Origin of the sequence: Streptomyces sp. NBC_00258, from assembly GCF_036182465.1 — a bacterium.
Classification (GTDB): domain Bacteria; phylum Actinomycetota; class Actinomycetes; order Streptomycetales; family Streptomycetaceae; genus Streptomyces.
The window spans coordinates 9,701,422-9,716,824 of record NZ_CP108081.1 but is presented as its reverse complement, the minus strand read 5'-3'; the positions used below and the strand labels follow the sequence as shown (position 1 = coordinate 9,716,824).

General features: G+C 70.3%; 14 protein-coding genes. 4 read left to right on the top strand and 10 right to left on the bottom strand.

Annotated elements, in window-relative coordinates; genetic code table 11:
* Positions 1–8: 8 nt before the first annotated feature.
* Complete coding sequence (locus OG718_RS43280; RefSeq protein ID WP_328846719.1) at positions 9–1,358, top strand: MFS transporter; 1,350 nt, start codon at positions 9–11, stop codon at positions 1,356–1,358.
* A gap of 255 nt (positions 1,359–1,613) precedes the next feature.
* Complete coding sequence (locus tag OG718_RS43275) at positions 1,614–1,988, top strand: RNA polymerase-binding protein RbpA (protein ID WP_003977404.1); 375 nt, start codon at positions 1,614–1,616, stop codon at positions 1,986–1,988.
* 254 nt (positions 1,989–2,242) lie between these two features.
* Here OG718_RS43275 and fxsA read toward each other — a convergent pair whose 3' ends face one another.
* From fxsA to OG718_RS43255, 4 genes are all read right to left on the bottom strand, one after another.
* Positions 2,243–2,824 carry an FxsA family membrane protein gene (gene fxsA / locus OG718_RS43270; RefSeq protein ID WP_143635269.1) on the bottom strand — a complete coding sequence of 194 codons (582 nt, stop codon included), beginning with the start codon at positions 2,822–2,824 and terminating at the stop codon, positions 2,243–2,245.
* A gap of 149 nt (positions 2,825–2,973) precedes the next feature.
* Entirely contained in the window at positions 2,974–3,741 is a 768-nt protein-coding gene (locus OG718_RS43265; protein WP_328846718.1) for a polyprenol monophosphomannose synthase, read from the bottom strand.
* A gap of 502 nt (positions 3,742–4,243) precedes the next feature.
* A complete protein-coding gene (locus tag OG718_RS43260; RefSeq protein WP_143635272.1) occupies positions 4,244–5,959 on the bottom strand; it encodes an amidohydrolase in 1,716 nt (571 codons plus the stop codon).
* A 61-nt stretch (positions 5,960–6,020) separates the two neighbouring features.
* A complete protein-coding gene (locus OG718_RS43255; RefSeq protein ID WP_143635274.1) occupies positions 6,021–6,461 on the bottom strand; it encodes an Lrp/AsnC family transcriptional regulator in 441 nt (146 codons plus the stop codon).
* A gap of 265 nt (positions 6,462–6,726) precedes the next feature.
* On the opposite strand from OG718_RS43255, the gene OG718_RS43250 reads away from it, so the two are divergent.
* On the top strand, positions 6,727–7,155 hold the full coding sequence (locus OG718_RS43250; RefSeq protein ID WP_143635276.1) for a hypothetical protein: 429 nt from the start codon (positions 6,727–6,729) through the stop codon (positions 7,153–7,155).
* A gap of 39 nt (positions 7,156–7,194) precedes the next feature.
* Here OG718_RS43250 and OG718_RS43245 read toward each other — a convergent pair whose 3' ends face one another.
* The 3 genes from OG718_RS43245 to OG718_RS43235 all read right to left on the bottom strand — a co-directional run bounded on the left by OG718_RS43245 (position 7,195) and on the right by OG718_RS43235 (position 11,141).
* Positions 7,195–8,283: a phosphotransferase family protein gene (locus OG718_RS43245; RefSeq protein WP_143635278.1), complete on the bottom strand. Its 1,089-nt coding sequence runs from the start codon at positions 8,281–8,283 to the stop codon at positions 7,195–7,197.
* Between the two features lie 30 nt (positions 8,284–8,313).
* Complete coding sequence (locus tag OG718_RS43240) at positions 8,314–9,438, bottom strand: hypothetical protein (protein ID WP_328846717.1); 1,125 nt, start codon at positions 9,436–9,438, stop codon at positions 8,314–8,316.
* A 530-nt stretch (positions 9,439–9,968) separates the two neighbouring features.
* Entirely contained in the window at positions 9,969–11,141 is a 1,173-nt protein-coding gene (locus tag OG718_RS43235) for an acyl-CoA dehydrogenase family protein (RefSeq protein ID WP_143635283.1), read from the bottom strand.
* A gap of 335 nt (positions 11,142–11,476) precedes the next feature.
* On the opposite strand from OG718_RS43235, the gene OG718_RS43230 reads away from it, so the two are divergent.
* Positions 11,477–12,721 carry a glycoside hydrolase family 18 protein gene (locus tag OG718_RS43230; protein WP_143635285.1) on the top strand — a complete coding sequence of 415 codons (1,245 nt, stop codon included), beginning with the start codon at positions 11,477–11,479 and terminating at the stop codon, positions 12,719–12,721.
* Between the two features lie 65 nt (positions 12,722–12,786).
* On the opposite strand, the gene OG718_RS43225 is transcribed toward OG718_RS43230, so the two are convergent.
* The 3 genes from OG718_RS43225 to OG718_RS43215 all read right to left on the bottom strand — a co-directional run bounded on the left by OG718_RS43225 (position 12,787) and on the right by OG718_RS43215 (position 15,248).
* Complete coding sequence (locus tag OG718_RS43225; protein WP_306941023.1) at positions 12,787–13,446, bottom strand: TetR/AcrR family transcriptional regulator; 660 nt, start codon at positions 13,444–13,446, stop codon at positions 12,787–12,789.
* A gap of 87 nt (positions 13,447–13,533) precedes the next feature.
* Positions 13,534–13,680, bottom strand: coding sequence for an SCO1431 family membrane protein (locus tag OG718_RS43220; RefSeq protein WP_143635288.1), 147 nt, complete (start codon positions 13,678–13,680; stop codon positions 13,534–13,536).
* Positions 13,681–13,868: 188 nt separating this feature from the next.
* Positions 13,869–15,248, bottom strand: a complete 1,380-nt coding sequence (locus OG718_RS43215; protein WP_143635290.1) for a peptidase C39 family protein — start codon at positions 15,246–15,248, stop codon at positions 13,869–13,871.
* Positions 15,249–15,403: the final 155 nt, after the last annotated feature.

The window sequence follows — 15,403 nt, the reverse complement described above, 5'->3', positions numbered from 1 at the left end:
GGGCACGGGTGGGCACCGACACCGTGCGGGAAAGAGCGGCCGACGAGGCCGCGGAACGGCGGCGCGAACAACGCGGCTGGTACGTCTACGACTGGGCCTGTTCCGTCTACTCGACGAGTGTGCTCACCGTCTTCCTCGGCCCCTATCTGACATCGGTCGCCAAGGCGGCGGCGGACGCCGACGGGTTCGTGCACCCGCTGGGGATCCCCCTGCGCGCCGGCTCCTTCTTCGCGTACTGCGTGTCGGCGTCCGTCATCCTGTCGATCTTCGTGATGCCGATGGCGGGCGCGGCGGCCGACCGCACTGGCCGCAAGAAGCCGCTTCTCGCGGTCGCCGCCTACCTGGGCGCCGCGGCCACCGCGGGCATGTTCTTCCTGGAGGGCGACCGCTATCTGCTGGGCGGTCTCCTGCTGATTGTGGCCAACGCCTCACTGGCCGTCTCGATGGTGCTCTACAACTCCTACCTCCCCCAGATCGCCCCGCCGGAGGAGCGCGACGCCGTCTCGTCGAGGGGCTGGGCCTTCGGTTACGCGTCGGGCTCACTGGTCCTGGTCGCGAACCTGATCCTCTACACGGCCCATGACACCTTCGGCGTCTCGGAGGCGACGGCGGTCCGCATCTGTCTGGCCTCGGCCGGTATCTGGTGGGGCGCCTTCACGCTCGTACCGCTCAAGCGGCTGCGCGACCGCCGCACGACGTCCTCCTCGGGTACGTCCACGCACGGATGGCGGCAGCTGGCGGCCACCGTGCGGGACATGCGCCGCCAGCCACTGACGCTCGCCTTCCTGCTCGCCTATCTGGTCTACAACGACGGCATCCAGACAGTCATCTCGCAGGCATCCGTGTACGGATCCGAGGAACTGGGCCTCGACCAGTCGACGCTGATCGTCGCCGTGCTGCTGGTCCAGCTGCTCGCGGTGGCCGGGGCGCTCGGCATGGGGCGACTCGCCCGGACGTACGGCGCCAAACGGACCATCCTCGGATCACTGATCGCCTGGACCGTGACGCTGGGCGCCGGCTACTTCCTGCCCGCCGGCGCGCCCGTCTGGTTCTTCGTCCTCGCCGCCGGCATCGGGCTCGTCCTCGGCGGCAGCCAGGCACTGTCCCGGTCCCTGTTCTCGCATCTGGTGCCGCCCGGCAAAGAGGCCGAGTACTTCTCCGCGTACGAGATGAGCGACCGCGGTATGAGCTGGCTCGGCCCGCTTCTGTTCGGTCTGACGTACCAGCTAACCGGAAGTTATCGGGACGCGATCATCTCGCTCGTGATCTTCTTCGTGCTGGGATTCGTGCTGCTCGCGAGGGTTCCGGTACGCCAGGCGGTGCGCGACGCGGGCAACCCGGTTCCGGACAGGATTTAGCGCCGGAGGCCAAAGGCCGGTAGTGTACGCGTTTGGCCTGCCAGGCGTACCGTTACTGCGCGTCAAAGATGCCGAAACGCTAGGTGACATCTGGCCTCAGATGTGACAAACCGGGCGCAGGTGGGTACAACAAGGGGCGGCTACGACGGCGACGCATGACCCGGAACGGGAATCTTTACCGCCGACCGGACGTTGACCGGATGACGACGACAGCGACACCTGTCCTGTGGGCGACAAGCCCGGGAGGCACGATTCATGAGTGAGCGAGCTCTTCGCGGCACGCGCCTCGTGGTGACCAGCTACGAGACGGACCGCGGCATCGACCTGGCTCCGCGCCAGGCCGTGGAGTACGCATGCGAGAAGGGCCATCGATTCGAGATGCCCTTCTCGGTGGAGGCGGAGATCCCGCCGGAGTGGGAGTGCAAGGTCTGCGGGGCCCAGGCACTCCTGGTGGACGGCGACGGCCCTGAGGAAAAGAAGGCCAAGCCCGCGCGCACGCATTGGGACATGCTGATGGAGCGGCGCACGCGAGAGGAACTCGAAGAGGTCCTCGAAGAGCGCTTGGCGGTACTTCGCTCCGGAGCCATGAACATCGCGGTCCACCCTCGGGACAGCCGCAAGTCCGCGTAACCCCTCCGGGGGTTGGGCGGCATACAACGCACGCACCCAACCGCGGGTGCCGTACCTCCGGGTACGGTGCCTGCGGTTTTGTGCGTTCGGATGGCTTTTGGGTGACTTCGGGTGCGGGCTCGCTGTGGCTGATCGCGCAGTTCCCCGCGCCCCCAAAGGGGCGCGGGGAACTGCGCAAAGGGGGTTCGGGGGCGGAGCCCCCGAGTAGTGACGGGAATGGGTAGGGGCGGCGGGGGCGAAGAAAGCCCTCGGCGTCAGCCGTTCAGCGGGGGCCTCGGGCCCGCGTCTTCCTGACGACGGTCCTGCGGCTCGTCGCGGATGACCTCGCCCGGAACGACCTTCCCATCAGGCCGATGGATACGCGCTTGCTGGAAGGCACCCCCGAGCGTCCCAGCGCCGGCCTCCCGCATCTTGCGCTCAAAGGTCCGCTCCGCATAACGGCTCAGCCCCTTCTGAACCGGCGGAACCAGCAGAAGCAGCCCGAGGGCGTCGGAGATCAGCCCCGGCAGCATCAGCAGCAGGCCGCCCAGCATCATCAGCCCGTTGCCCTCGGAATTCGTACCGCCCTGCGGCAGCGCCCCGCTCTGCTGTTGCTGCAGCGTCTCGCTCAGCGCGCGAAAGGCTCGGCGTCCGGCCCGCTTGATGACCACGGAGCCGAGGACGAATCCGGCGACCAGCAGCAGGAAGACGGTGAAGCCGCTCGTGGCACCCGCCACCACGATCAGCAGCCAGATCTCCAGCACCAGCCATGCGGCGATGCCGAGCGGCAGGTACCGGAGCGGGCCGGAGCGCCGGGGCCGTGCGGGGTGGGGCGGAGTCGAAGCGCCAGTCGTCATGCGTCCAGTGTGCCTGGGCACGGCTCAGTACGGGATAAACGCGTGGTCAGCACCACCTGTGAGGCCGAGCCGCCCGCCCCGGCAGCCGGACCGCAACGGCACCACCTGCCCGGACAGACCGACAGCCGGACCGCACGAGGAACCGGACTTCAGGACTTCCGACGCCCGCGAATCCGGTCCGCCCGCTCCCCGACCCCCCACGTGGTCACCCTCCACAGGGCCTCCACCAGGATGTCGCGGCTCATCTTGGAGTCGCCCAGTTCGCGCTCGACGAAGGTGATCGGCACCTCGACCACGTGATAGCCGGCCTTGACGGCCCGGCGCGCCAGGTCGACCTGGAAGCAGTAGCCCTGCGAGGAGACCTCGCCGAGGCCGAGGCCTTCCAGGGTCTCGCGGCGGAAGGCGCGGTAGCCGCCGGTGACGTCGCGGATCGGTACGTCGAGCATGACGCGCGAGTACAGACTGCCGCCGCGCGAGATGAACTCACGGGACTTGGGCCAGTTGACGACGCGCCCGCCCGGCACCCAGCGGGACCCGAGCACGAGGTCGGCACCCTTGAGCGCGGTGAGCAGCCGGGGCAGTTCCTCGGGCTGGTGCGAGCCGTCGGCGTCCATCTCGACCAGGACTCCGTACCCGTGCTCCAGACCCCAGCGGAAGCCCGCGAGGTAGGCGGCGCCGAGGCCTTCCTTGCCCTTGCGGTGCAGCACGTGGACGTGGTAGTCCTCGACGGTCAGTTCGTCGGCGAGTTTGCCGGTGCCGTCGGGGCTGTTGTCGTCGGCGACCAGAACGTGCGCCGCGGGCACGGATGCCCGCACCCGGCCGACGATCGCCTTGATGTTCTCCGCCTCGTTGAAGGTCGGGATGATCACCAAGGTCGTGCCGAGCGGACCGAACTGTCGCCCACCGCCGTCGTTCACAGCTTCCCCTTAAGACTTCCGTGCGAGGGGCTCCACCATAGCGAGCGTCGCTCTTCAGGCCGGTGAGGCACCGGCGTGAAAGTTCTCGGAGGGGGGTGGGACTGCGGATCGGGGCCCGGCGCCCTTCGGGCCGACCTGGGACCCGCTGGCTGCGGGTCGACCGAAAGCCGTTGTCTACTGAGCGTCCGGGCCCCACCCGGGTCACACCATCCGAGCCGGAACGTTCCCTCGCGCCGTGGCGCGGGCGCTGGGCCTGGCTCCCAGTGGTGGTGTACCGGTGCGGCACACCACCCCTGACCCAACTGCGCTGCGGCGACTGCGCGGAAGTTCACCGGTCGGACGTCCGGTGGTGGACCCGGCCGAACCTACCGGCCACCTGCCGCTCGCTGTCAACAGTCGTTTGACCTGGTGGTTTTCCCTCAAACCCCTGGTCAGCGCGGAGGATACGCAGGTCGCGCGACAGGGCGCCGGCCCATGATCGACGCCGCGCCACCCCGGGACATCACTCGTCCGGCCGTACGAATACCGTCCGTCCGCCCACGACCGTACGCAGGCAGACGGGCAGTCGCGCGCCGGGCGTGAGGTCGGGCAGTCCGGGGGTGCCGGAGCGCGGGTCGGTCGACCAGCGGGCGACCCGGTCGTCCGGGGCCTGGACGACGAGTTCTTCGGTGCGCCACACGGCGTAGTCCGCGGGCGCGCCGGGTACCAGGAGTCCCGCGTCGTCGCGTCCGACCGCCCGCCAGCCGCCCCGCGTATGCGCCGTGAACGCGGCGCGCACGGACACCCGGTGCTCCGGAGTGCGGTGGAAGGCCGCGGCACGGACCGTGCCCCACGGGTCGAGTGGTGTGACGGGGCTGTCGGAGCCGAAGGCGAGCGGCACTCCGGCCCGCAGGAGGGCCGCGAACGGGTTGAGCGTCCGGGCGCGCTCGGCGCCGAGGCGCTCGACGTACATGCCGTCCTCGCCGCCCCACAGCGCGTCGAAGGCCGGCTGGACGGAGGCGGTGAGGCCGAGTTCGGCGAAACCGGCGATCGTCTCCGGGGTGAGCATCTCGGCGTGCTCGACGCGGTGCCGGGCGGCGCGTACGCGGGCCAGGCCGACCTTCTCGGCGGCGGCGCGGACTCCGTCGACCACGGAGGCCACGGCGGCGTCCCCGATGGCGTGGAAGCCCGCTTGGAGGCCCGCCTCGGTGCATGCCACCACGTGGGCCGCGACGGCGGCGGCGTCGAGGTAGGCGGTGCCGCTGTGCTCGGCGTCGGTGTACGGCTGGTGGAGGCAGGCCGTGTGCGAGCCGAGGGCGCCGTCCACGAAGAGGTCGCCCGCTGCGCCGACCGCGCCCAGCGCCCGGGCCTTCGCCACGCCCTCTTCCCCCGGTTCGGCCCAGTAGCCGACGACCCGGGGCCCGGCCTCCTCCACGGCGAGCCGCAGCAGTCCGGTGAAGTCGTCCTCGGAGGAGATCTCCGGGCCCGCGCACTCGTGGACGGAGCCGATACCGAGCGAGGCCGCGTGCTTCAGTGCGGCACGCTGGGCCTCGGTGCGCTGCTCCGGGGTCACGGCTGCGAACGCGGCGGCGCGTACGGCGTGATGGGCGTCGCGGGTGAGCGGTTCGCCGTCCTCGAAGCCTTGCGCCCGGCGTACGCCCGGCGCCATGTCCAGCAGCGCCGTGGTGACGACGGCCGAGTGGACGTCGATCCGGCTGAGGTAGAGCGGGCGCCCTGCGGTGGCCTCGTCCAGCTCCTCCCGCCGCGGGTGGCGCCGCTCGGGCCAGCGGGACGCGTCCCAGCCATGACCGAGGAGTACCCGGTCGGCGGGACGGGCCGCCGCGAAGTCCCGTACGAGGGTGATCGCCTCGCCGAGGGTGCGGGCGGCGGAGAGGTCGAGGCCGGTGAGGGCGAGTCCGGTGGCCGTGGTGTGCACGTGCGCGTCGGTGAACGCCGGGGTGACGAGCGCCCCTTCGAGGTCCACCACCTCGTCGACGCCGTCCGCGAACGCGTCGGCCGCGCCCTCGGAGCCGACCCAGGCGACCTGCCCGCGTTCCACGACCATCGCGGTGGCGAACGGGTCCGCGGGGCTGTGGACTTCACCGCCGCGCAGCAGCACGGTGAGCGCCCCGCGGGAACGGCTGTCCGGCAACTGCGGGTCTTCTGTGGCTGATCGCGCAGTGCCCCGGGCCCCTGACGAGGCTCGGTTCTGCTGGGGGTCGGCGGTGCTCTCACTCATGGGAACAGTCTCGCCCCTGGGCGCCTCCGCCCCGCGCACGGGGGTCCCCGCACTCGGGGGTTCAGATCTTCGGCGGCCGGGCCTCGTACGGCGTGGAGAGAACCACCGTCGTACGTGTCGACACGCCCGCCAGCGTGCGCACGCGCGCGAGGAGTTCCTCCAGCTCGTGGGGGCTCGCGACGCGGACCTTGAGGATGTAGTTCTCGTCGCCGGCGACGCTGTGGCAGGCCTCCAGCTCCGGGACGTCGGCCAGCCGTTCGGCGATGTCGTCGGGGGCGCTGGGGTCGAACGGTTTCACCGAGATGAAGGCCGTGATCGGCAGCCCGACGGCCTCCGGGTCGACGACCGCGGCATAGCCGCGGATGACGCCCCGCTGCTCCAGCCGGCGCACCCGCTGGTGCACGGCCGACGTGGACAGGCCCGTGGCCTTGCCCAGGTCGGTGTAGCTCATCCGCCCGTCTTCGACGAGCAACTGCACGATGTGGCGGTCCAGCTCCTCCATGGCGGAGAACCTACAGTGCCCTTGATCCCCTCGGGTACTCTGCGGCGCAGGTCATACCCTGTTTGTGATGTGGCCTGAAGAAGCGGGCGAGACACCCGGGGGACAAAACCACCGGGTCGGGCACCTGCACGCGGCATGTGACGAACGCCACATAGCAGCGGTCGGGTCCGTGATGTTCTCGTGATTACCGCAGAGACGGGGCGGGAAGTGCTTGCTGTGGTCGAGGTCGCAGTGCCTTGTCGGCCCACCCGAGGGGGAGTAGCCCATGCAGAGTCTGAAGCGCCCTGGTCGCACCGCGCCCAAGCGGCAGCAGCCCGTCGTCGAGCCCGAGCCGGAGGGTGTCGAACCTGACGCCGAGGAGCTCGACGCGTACGACACCTTCGAGATGTTCCGGGTGATCTGCCCGGACTGCGCGCAGCCCATCGCGCTCCTCGCGGACGAGGAGATCCTGCCGGAGCACGCGCTGTGCGCGTCGCCGTGGAACCCGTTCGGGCTCACGGTCTGCGCCGGTACGGGCCGTACGGCGGCCGAGGCCCGGCCCGCCGACGAGACGATGGAGGTTCAGGAGCAGGACACCGCCCTGCTGTTGACGCTCCCTCAGGGGCTCGACTGGCGTACGCAGCCCTTCTCTCACGTCGGGGGCCCCGGCTCGCGTCCGATGCGAGTGCCGGTGATGCGCGACGAGGCCGCCTGAGCACCACACGGCCGGTTTCCGCCTGAGCGGTCCTCAGTTTCAGTAACTGCCCTGCACCATGGCTCGCAGGCTGTCGTGGTGCAGGATCAGTGTGTCCGGATCCGCGGGGACGGCGGCCTCACCGAAGTGCACCTGCCGGTAGGCGACGCGCAGCATGACCACGGCGTGCCGCAGGGCGGCGTACAGGATGTGGAAGTCCATGTCCCGCGGTGTGTGACCGGTGAGTTGGGCGTAGCGCAGCTCAACGCGGTCCCGGCGCAGGAAGCCCGGCAGTCCGGGCTGGCCGAAGCTCACGGTGAGGTCCTGGAAGAAGCGGTGCAGGTAGATCATCCAGCCGAGGTCGACCTCGCGCGGGGCCAGTGCCGCCATCTCCCAGTCGAGGACGGCGGCGGGTTCGAAGCCGTCGTAGATGACGTTTCCGATGCGTGCGTCACCCCAGCTGAGGACCGTCTCGCCCTCGTCGCGCGGCCAGAGTGCGTCGAGCCGGTCGAAGGCGTCCTCGATCAGAGGCGAGCGTGACAGCCCGTCAATCACCCATTCGTAGTAGGCGCGTTGGGCCGCTACATGGCGTCGCAGCGCGCTGCCGTGCCCCGGCGGGACGAGGAAGTCCGCCTCGCGCACCGGGACTTGGTCGTGCAGTCGGGCGAGGAGTCCTACCGACGCGTCCTCAAGTCGCTCCCGCTCGGCGTCACTTGCCGCGTGCAGCCAGTTGCCCTCGTATGTGTAGGGCATGACGTCCGGCGGTACGCGGCCCGCCACGCGCTCCATGACGAAGAAGGGTGCCCCGAGGGGCCCCGGGGCCTCCTCCAGCCATTGCACCCGCGGGACGGGCAGGTCCGTGCGGTCCGCCACCAGTCGCATGGTGCGGTACTGGCGCGGCAGGTCGTAGACCGGGAAGACGGTGTACGCCGCCGGGTCCGCCGCGAGCCTCAACGCGCAGGCACGCACCGGGGGTTCGGGGTGCTCGATGTCGAAGAGCAGCGTCTCGCTGGAGAGTCCGTTGGAGGCGGGGACGCGGACGTCGACCGCCTTGGCGCCGGGCAGCCGTCCGGCGAGCCAGGCGGTCAGCCGCTGCGCGAGTTCCTCCGGGTCACGTGTGGTCGTACGCGGACGGGGTGCCGTTGCCATCGCTCCACTCCCTCCCTCGCGTCAACTTCCTTACGGCGCGACCGAGTCGAACCCGGTGAACCCGCTCGGGTCGTGCCGTCCGAACGAGCCGTGCTCGAAGATCCCGTGCCCCACCTGTCCGTCGAGCATGAAGCGGGCGGCGTGGTCGGTCACGCCGTACGCGGCGAGCCCGAGGGCAGCCGGATCCGAAAGGTCGTACGTACGCCGGTCGGTCCAGCCGCGTCCCCGCCAGGTGCCGTGCTGCCAGTCGTCGGCGGGTGGATAGCCGGCTCCGACGGCGAGCGGCGAGGAGGTGAGGATCTCGACGCCGAGTTCCGACGGTTTGCGGAAGTCGCCGAGGTGGACGATCGCGCGCTCCGGGTGCCTGGTTCCGCTCCGGTAGGTGATCTCGGCCTGGGGCCAGCCGAGTTGGCGGTCGCGTTCCCCGTTCCGCACGAGCGTCGCGTCGTTCAGGGTCCGGTAGCCGTCGGCGTCCTCCTGGGTGACGACCATCAGGAAGCGGTCCTCGAAGCGGACGGGACACCAGAGCCAGTGGAAGCCTTCGGTGCGGTGCTCCTCGGCGAGCCGGCCGCCTTCCTCGCCGGGCAGGGGGCGCGTGCCCCAACTCCGGTCGCGGGTGCCGGTCCAGCCGTCCGCGGACAACCGGATCTCCTCCCCCGCGACCCGGATCCAGCCCTCGCACCGGCCCGCCTGCACGAAGCGCCGCCCCTCCAACGTGAGGCGGGCGCCCCGGCGTTGGACGTGATGCGGCTCCCACAGCGCGGGAAAGTCCGCCGACCAGTTGATCTCGTACGACAGTCCGTCCGGGTCCTCGGGGTCGGCCGCGCAGCTCAGGACGAAGTCCTTCAGTGAGCGCTCGACCAGGATCCGCAGCGGACCGACCGCCATCGCCATCCGGGTGTCGTCGTCCAGCGCGTCGGAGGCGCGTACGGCGTGCAGGGTGTCGCCGACGCGAAGGGTCGCGTACGCGTCGATCACCCCGACGTTCGGGTACACCCCGAGCCCCAGGATGAGCAGCGCCCGCCCCTGGTGGTCGAAGACCTGGAAGATGCACCGGTCGTAGGCGTTCCGGTCCCCCGTCGCCACGTGCTTCATCGAGAGGGGGACCTGGTGCACGGGGTACTCGTCGAGGGCTACGGGGCGGTCGTCGGGCATCGGCTGCCTCCCGGGGCGTACGGCGCGTGACGTCGCCCGGAGGGGTGCGGCCCCCCGGCGGCGGAGTTGACGGTACGTCAGAAGGCCTCGGGGGGCCAGAGTCCGGTGCGCCCCTCATGCGGACCGGCGGCGACCCGGACAAGGGCGTGCCGCGAACTCACTGGCGAATCCCCGCGCCGGTGACCTGTCCGCCCGTGGACCCGTTGGCCACGGTATGACCCCCACATACGCAGAGGCGGAGCGCCGCCGCCGGATCCCCTTCCCCGCGTCGGCAGAATCGGTTCCCCAGGGGTCCCTGGGGCCACAGGAGACACAGTGGGCGCAGGGAACTCAGTGGACGCAGGGAGTTCACTGGACACAGGCAACCCAGGGATCACAGGGGTCCCACGTGCACCATCAGCCCCTGGATCCCCCCATCTACCGCGCCCTGATCCGCACCTGGGCCGACCGGGGCCGGACCCTGCCGGGCCGCCACGACCCGGAGTGGGCCCGGCTCGCGGCGCCCTCGGCGATGTACGGGTACGAGAGGTTCAGCGCGACTCGGGACCCGCGAGATGACGGGCGATGACCATCCGCTGGATCTGATTGGTGCCCTCGACGATCTGCAGCACCTTGGCCTCGCGCATGAAGCGCTCCGCGGGGAAGTCCGCGGTGTAGCCGTACCCGCCGAGTACCTGGACGGCGTCGGTGGTGACCTTCATCGCGGTGTCGGTGCAGTGCAGCTTCGCCATGGCCGCCTGCTTGGCGAACGGCCGTCCCGCGTCACGCAGCCGGGCCGCGGCGAGGTAGAGCGCCCGGCCCGCCTCGATCTGGGTCGCCATGTCCGCGAGCATGAAGCGCAGGCCCTGGAAGTCCGCGATCGGGCGGCCGAACTGCTGCCGCCCGGTGGCGTACGCCACGGCCTCGTCGAGCGCGGCCTGGGCCACACCGATCGCGCAGGCCGCGATGCCGAGCCGCCCCGAGTCGAGCGCGGACAGGGCGATCGCGAAGCCCTGGCCCTCGTCGCCGATGCGCCGGTCGTCCGGGATCCGTACCCCGTCGAAGTGGATCTGGGCGGTGGGTGAGCCCTTCATGCCCATCTTCTTCTCGGGCACCGCGGCGCTCAGCCCCTCCGCGTCGCCGGGCACCAGGAACGCCGTGATGCCCCGCGCCCCCTCACCGCCGGTCCGCGCGAGCACGGTGTAGAAGTCGGCGACTCCGCCGTGTGTGATCCAGGCCTTGGTGCCCGTGATCACCCACTGGTCGCCGTCCCGCACGGCTTTCGTGCGCAGCGACGCGGCGTCCGAGCCGGAGGACGGCTCCGAGAGGCAGTAGGCGCCCAGGAGGCCGCCGCCGAGCATGTCCGGGAGATGCTCGACCTGCTGTTCCTTGGTGCCGTAGTTGGCGAGGGCGTGGCAGGCGAGCGTGTGCACGCTGACGCCGAGGCCGACGGTGAGACGGGCGGCGGCCAGCTCTTCGAGGACCTGGAGGTAGACCTCGTACGGCTGGTCTCCGCCGCCGTACTCGGAGTCGTACGGGAGACCGAGCAGTCCCGACTCGGAGAGCAGCGTGAGGACTTCGCGCGGGAAGTGCCCGGCGTCCTCCTCCTCGGCCGCCTTCGGGGCGATCTCGCGCTGCGCGATGTCGCGGACGAGCGAGATCAGATCCCGGGCCTCGTCCGTGGGCAGTTGACGGTCCACCGGCTGCGGGGCGCGGTCGGGCATGGCGACGCTCTCCTCCCTGTCGGGCACTTCGGCGAACGCACACCTGGGTGGGGCTGCCCCGCCTGGTCTTACTGGGCACTGTCGATGCTCGGCGCCTCCGGGTCACGGAAGCGGCTGATCAGCGGCTGTGCGCTGTGAGTATGCCCGATCGGAGGCATCGAGTCACCAGTTAACGACCGCTTACTCAAGAGTAAAGGATTCCCGTAGCGAATCCTGTGCCGAATTGGTCCGAACCATTGACCGTACTGGTCTAGTCCTCCTACTGTTTCGCTCCGACGCTTCACCGCGTTCATGCCAACAGGCGCCCGTTCCCCTCTCCCCCACGAGGAGACACGATGTTCAGCTCGCTCCGCCCCCGCGTCCGCTTCAGGGCGCTCATCTCCGCCGCGTGTTGCGCCGTTCTCGGCGCGGGGCTGCTCGCCGGCGCGGGTACGGCCACCGCGGCCGGCCCCGCCGAACGGGCCGCGGCGCCGAAGGCCGCCTCCAAGGTCGTCGGCTACTTCACCGAATGGGGCACCTACGACCGGAAGTACCTGGTCAAGAATGTCGAGACGTCCGGCTCGGCGGCCAAACTGACGCACATCAACTACGCCTTCGGCAACGTCACCGGCGGCAAGTGCGCGATGGGCGACAACTACGCGGCGACCGAGCGGACGCACACCGCGGCCGAGTCGGTCGACGGAGTCGCGGACACCTGGGACCAGCCGCTGCGCGGCAACTTCAACCAGCTGCGCGAGCTGAAGAAGAAGCACCCGAACCTCAAGATCCTTTGGTCCTTCGGCGGCTGGACCTGGTCGGCGGGCTTCACCGAGGCGGCCAGGAACCCGGCGGCCTTCGCCCAGTCCTGCTACGACCTGGTCGAGAACTCGAAGTGGGCGGACGTCTTCGACGGGATCGACATCGACTGGGAGTACCCCAACGCGTGCGGCGCCACCTGTGACACCAGCGGGCGGGCCGCCTACAAGAACCTGATGTCCGCGGTGCGCGCCAAGTTCGGCGGCTCCGCACTGGTCACCTCGGCGATCCCGGCCGACGCCACGGCCGGCGGCAAGCTCGACGCGGCGGACTACGCGGGCGCCGCCCAGTACGTCAACTGGTACAACCCGATGACGTACGACTTCTTCGGCGCCTGGGACGCGACCGGTCCCACGGCTCCGCACTCGGCGCTGAACTCCTACTCGGGGATCCCGAAGGCGGAGTTCCACACCTCCGCGACCATCGCCAAGCTCAAGGGCATGGGCGTCCCGGCCTCGAAGCTGCTGCTCGGCATCGGCTTCTACGGGCGTGGCTGGACCGGTGTCACCCAGGCTGCGCCCGGCGGCACCGCCACCGGGCCGGCGGCGGGCACGTACGAGCAGGGCATCGACGACTACAAGGTGCTCAGGACGAAGTGCCCGGTGACCGGCACGGTCGGCGGCACGGCGTACGGCAAGTGCGGGAACAACTGGTGGAGTTACGACACCCCGTCGACCATCGCCGGGAAGATGAACTACAAGAACGCGCAGGGCCTGGGCGGCACGTTCTTCTGGGAGCTGAGCGGTGACACGTCGAACGGCGAGCTGATCAAGGCGATCAACTAGCTTCGGCGGCAGGGCACTTGAGCGGAGGGCGGGGCCGGTCGGCGGGCTCCCGCCCTCCACTCGTGTCACGTGTCCCGGCGTGCGGCCTTCGGGGCCGGGTAGGAGGCGTCGAGTTCCTCGATGGCGCGCATCGTGCCGCCGAGCATCTTCACCAGCAGCTCGCGCATGAGGTCGCGCGGGAGGCTGTAGTGGTGGATCCAGTCGAGGGTGGCCCCCTCGACGCTGCACAGCCAGCCGAGCAGCGCCATGCGCGGCAGCGGGGCGATCTTCCGTCGCCCGTACGCCCCTTCGGCGATCGTCTCGACGATGGCCTCCCGCACGCTCTCCCGGATGGCGTGCACCTCGGCGTCGAAACCGACTCCCCCGCTGATGATGGTGCGGTACGCGGCGTGGTTGTGCTCGGCGTAGCGCAGATAGCCGTCGATGGTGCGGTGGACCCGCTCCGCCGGGGGCAGTTCGAGGCCACTGGCCGCCCGGGAGATCAGCTCGGCCACCGAGTCCTGGACGATCGCCAGGTAGTAGCCGCGCTTGGACTTGAAGTAGTAGTAGATCAGCCCCTTGGCCACCTGCGCCTGTTTCGCGATGTCGTCCATCGACAGTGCGTCGTAGGACGTGTCGGCGAACAACTTCCGCCCGATGGCGATGAGTTCGGCGCGGCGCGCTAAGGAACGGTCGGTGCCGCGCGCTCCGGGGCGGTCGGCACCACGCTGCTGACTGTTACTCAATTCCGGACCTGGTCTCCAACTGCGAGCGGGACCACCGCAGTATGGCAGAGCAGCGCCACCAGCCTGTTCGACTCTCTTCGACTGCGATCAGAGGAGGCCGAGCTGCGTCACGAACATCGCGAGTACCACCACGAACGTCCAGCCCACGAGGTGCTCGAGGATCTTCGGGCCGTCGTCCTTGGGGCCACCGGTACGGGCACGGACACGTCCGGCGGTGGCTGAGGTCGTGGTCATGGCAGCTCGCTCACGTCGGTCTTGCAGTGGACTCCCCCCACCGTTCTGTCCACCTTGCCACCGGATCGGGCTTTTGCGGGAGAGAGCTTGGTCACGCGCGAGGGGCTGCTGTGGCACCCGCCACAGCAGCCCCGTCACAGCGGTCTCGTCACCGCTGCCGCGCCACGCAGACGTCGCTCAGCCGTCGCTCAGCGAATGCCCACCGCCGCCAGCGCCCTCCGCTGGCTCGCCGTGGGACGGGCCGGGAAGTAGACGTAGCAGACCCCGCCGGTACCGGAGACGACCGCCCCGGAGGCGTTGTACCGCTTGGTACGGAGCCAGATGTTCTCCCACTCGCGCCGCTTGTAGACGCGCCGAACCGCGTTGTTGTCCGGCGAGGCCGGGTCGTTGGCGATCACGTCGCCGTCGGCGGTGAACCCTATGACCGTCATCAGATGGCCCGCGGTGCCGTACCCCGCTCCCGTCAGTTCGGTCCTGAGGAACGACTGGGACGTTATGGCCGGGATTCCGGCGGCGATCAGCGTCTCCAGGTCGGCGAGCGAGCCGAGCCGGGTCACCACGCCCTGGAGGTCCTTGTACGTCGCGGCGTACGCGGCGTTGAAGGGCCAGTTCCCGCAGCCGTTGTACTGGTGGTCGAAGGTGAACCGGGCGGCGTGGCACACCTGCGGGTCCGCGTACTCGGGCTTGACCCAGGCCAGGTCCGCCGCGGTGGGCTTCCGGCCCCAGTACTCGATGATCATCTGGGAGGAGGTGGGGCTGCACCACGCCTCGCCGCCGTTGTCGTACTCGGGGTACTGGCCGGCGTGGATCTCCTGCGAGTAGCGCGGCACCGTCAGCTCCCGCGCGAGAGCGGGCGTCGAGGCCGGCACGGTGAAGCGGTCCGGGACGTCGGAGCCCATCGCGCCGAGCCGCCACACGGTCGGCGTGGCCGTGGTCCCGGGCTTGCGGTACAGGGTCAGCCGCAGCCGGTACGACACCAGGCGCAGCCCGGAGGCCGCGTCGTCGATGGAGAGGGTGTCCGTCCAGACACTGCTCCTGCCGTCGCTCTGGTCGTCCACCGAGGTCCGCCGGATGTCCTGGTCCCCGGCCGCCCAGCGGCCCATCACGTACCAGGGTGTGCCCGTGCCGTCGGAGTACTTGCCCGACAGCTCGACCTGGAGCCAGGTGCCCGCCGGGGTCCGCGCGTTCCAGGAGGGGATGACCTCGGTCGAGGGGACGGCGAGGCGGTGGACGGGCGAGGTCCAGCGCGCGTACTCCCAGGTGGCGGTCGTGCCGGTGTGCGGATCCTTGTAGTCGGTCCGGCCCTCGGGCGTCCCGATCGCCAGGCCCGGGCGCACCCCCGGCACGGCACGGGTCCCTTCCGCGACACCACCGCGCCAGTCGGTGTACGAGGTCCAGGCATGGTTGTCCACGAGGCGTGACGGGGCTTTCGACGGGGCGGCGGTCCGGGTTCTCACGGGGCCGGCCGTCGAGCCGGCGGCCGCCGCCGGACTCGCGGCGCCCGCGGTGGCCGCGGCGACGGCCACGGCCAGGAGACTTCTGCGGGACGGCTGTTCAGCTCTGGTCATGGGCGGGTGACCCCCAGGTGTCCGGAACGGGCAGGTCCAATGCGTGGGTGTGGGCCAACTATGGTTCGCGATCACCGCTTCTGCCAGCACTTCGCGTGTCGCGGCGCCGACAAATATTGGTTGATACCACTGGTATGGCCGCGACAGGACGACGG

Bases quoted from the DNA above. Each gene is read 5' to 3' on its own strand.
- OG718_RS43255 (WP_143635274.1), bottom strand. From the start codon at position 6,461: ATGGAGGAGCTGGACCGCCACATCGTGCAGTTGCTCGTCGAAGACGGG.
- OG718_RS43235 (WP_143635283.1), bottom strand. From the start codon at position 11,141: ATGCCCGACCGCGCCCCGCAGCCGGTGGACCGTCAACTGCCCACGGAC.
- fxsA (WP_143635269.1), bottom strand. From the start codon at position 2,824: ATGACGACTGGCGCTTCGACTCCGCCCCACCCCGCACGGCCCCGGCGC.
- OG718_RS43240 (WP_328846717.1), bottom strand. From the start codon at position 9,438: ATGCCCGACGACCGCCCCGTAGCCCTCGACGAGTACCCCGTGCACCAG.
- OG718_RS43215 (WP_143635290.1), bottom strand. From the start codon at position 15,248: ATGACCAGAGCTGAACAGCCGTCCCGCAGAAGTCTCCTGGCCGTGGCC.
- OG718_RS43245 (WP_143635278.1), bottom strand. From the start codon at position 8,283: ATGGCAACGGCACCCCGTCCGCGTACGACCACACGTGACCCGGAGGAA.
- OG718_RS43230 (WP_143635285.1), top strand. From the start codon at position 11,477: ATGTTCAGCTCGCTCCGCCCCCGCGTCCGCTTCAGGGCGCTCATCTCC.
- OG718_RS43220 (WP_143635288.1), bottom strand. From the start codon at position 13,680: ATGACCACGACCTCAGCCACCGCCGGACGTGTCCGTGCCCGTACCGGT.
- OG718_RS43260 (WP_143635272.1), bottom strand. From the start codon at position 5,959: ATGAGTGAGAGCACCGCCGACCCCCAGCAGAACCGAGCCTCGTCAGGG.
- OG718_RS43275 (WP_003977404.1), top strand. From the start codon at position 1,614: ATGAGTGAGCGAGCTCTTCGCGGCACGCGCCTCGTGGTGACCAGCTAC.
- OG718_RS43250 (WP_143635276.1), top strand. From the start codon at position 6,727: ATGCAGAGTCTGAAGCGCCCTGGTCGCACCGCGCCCAAGCGGCAGCAG.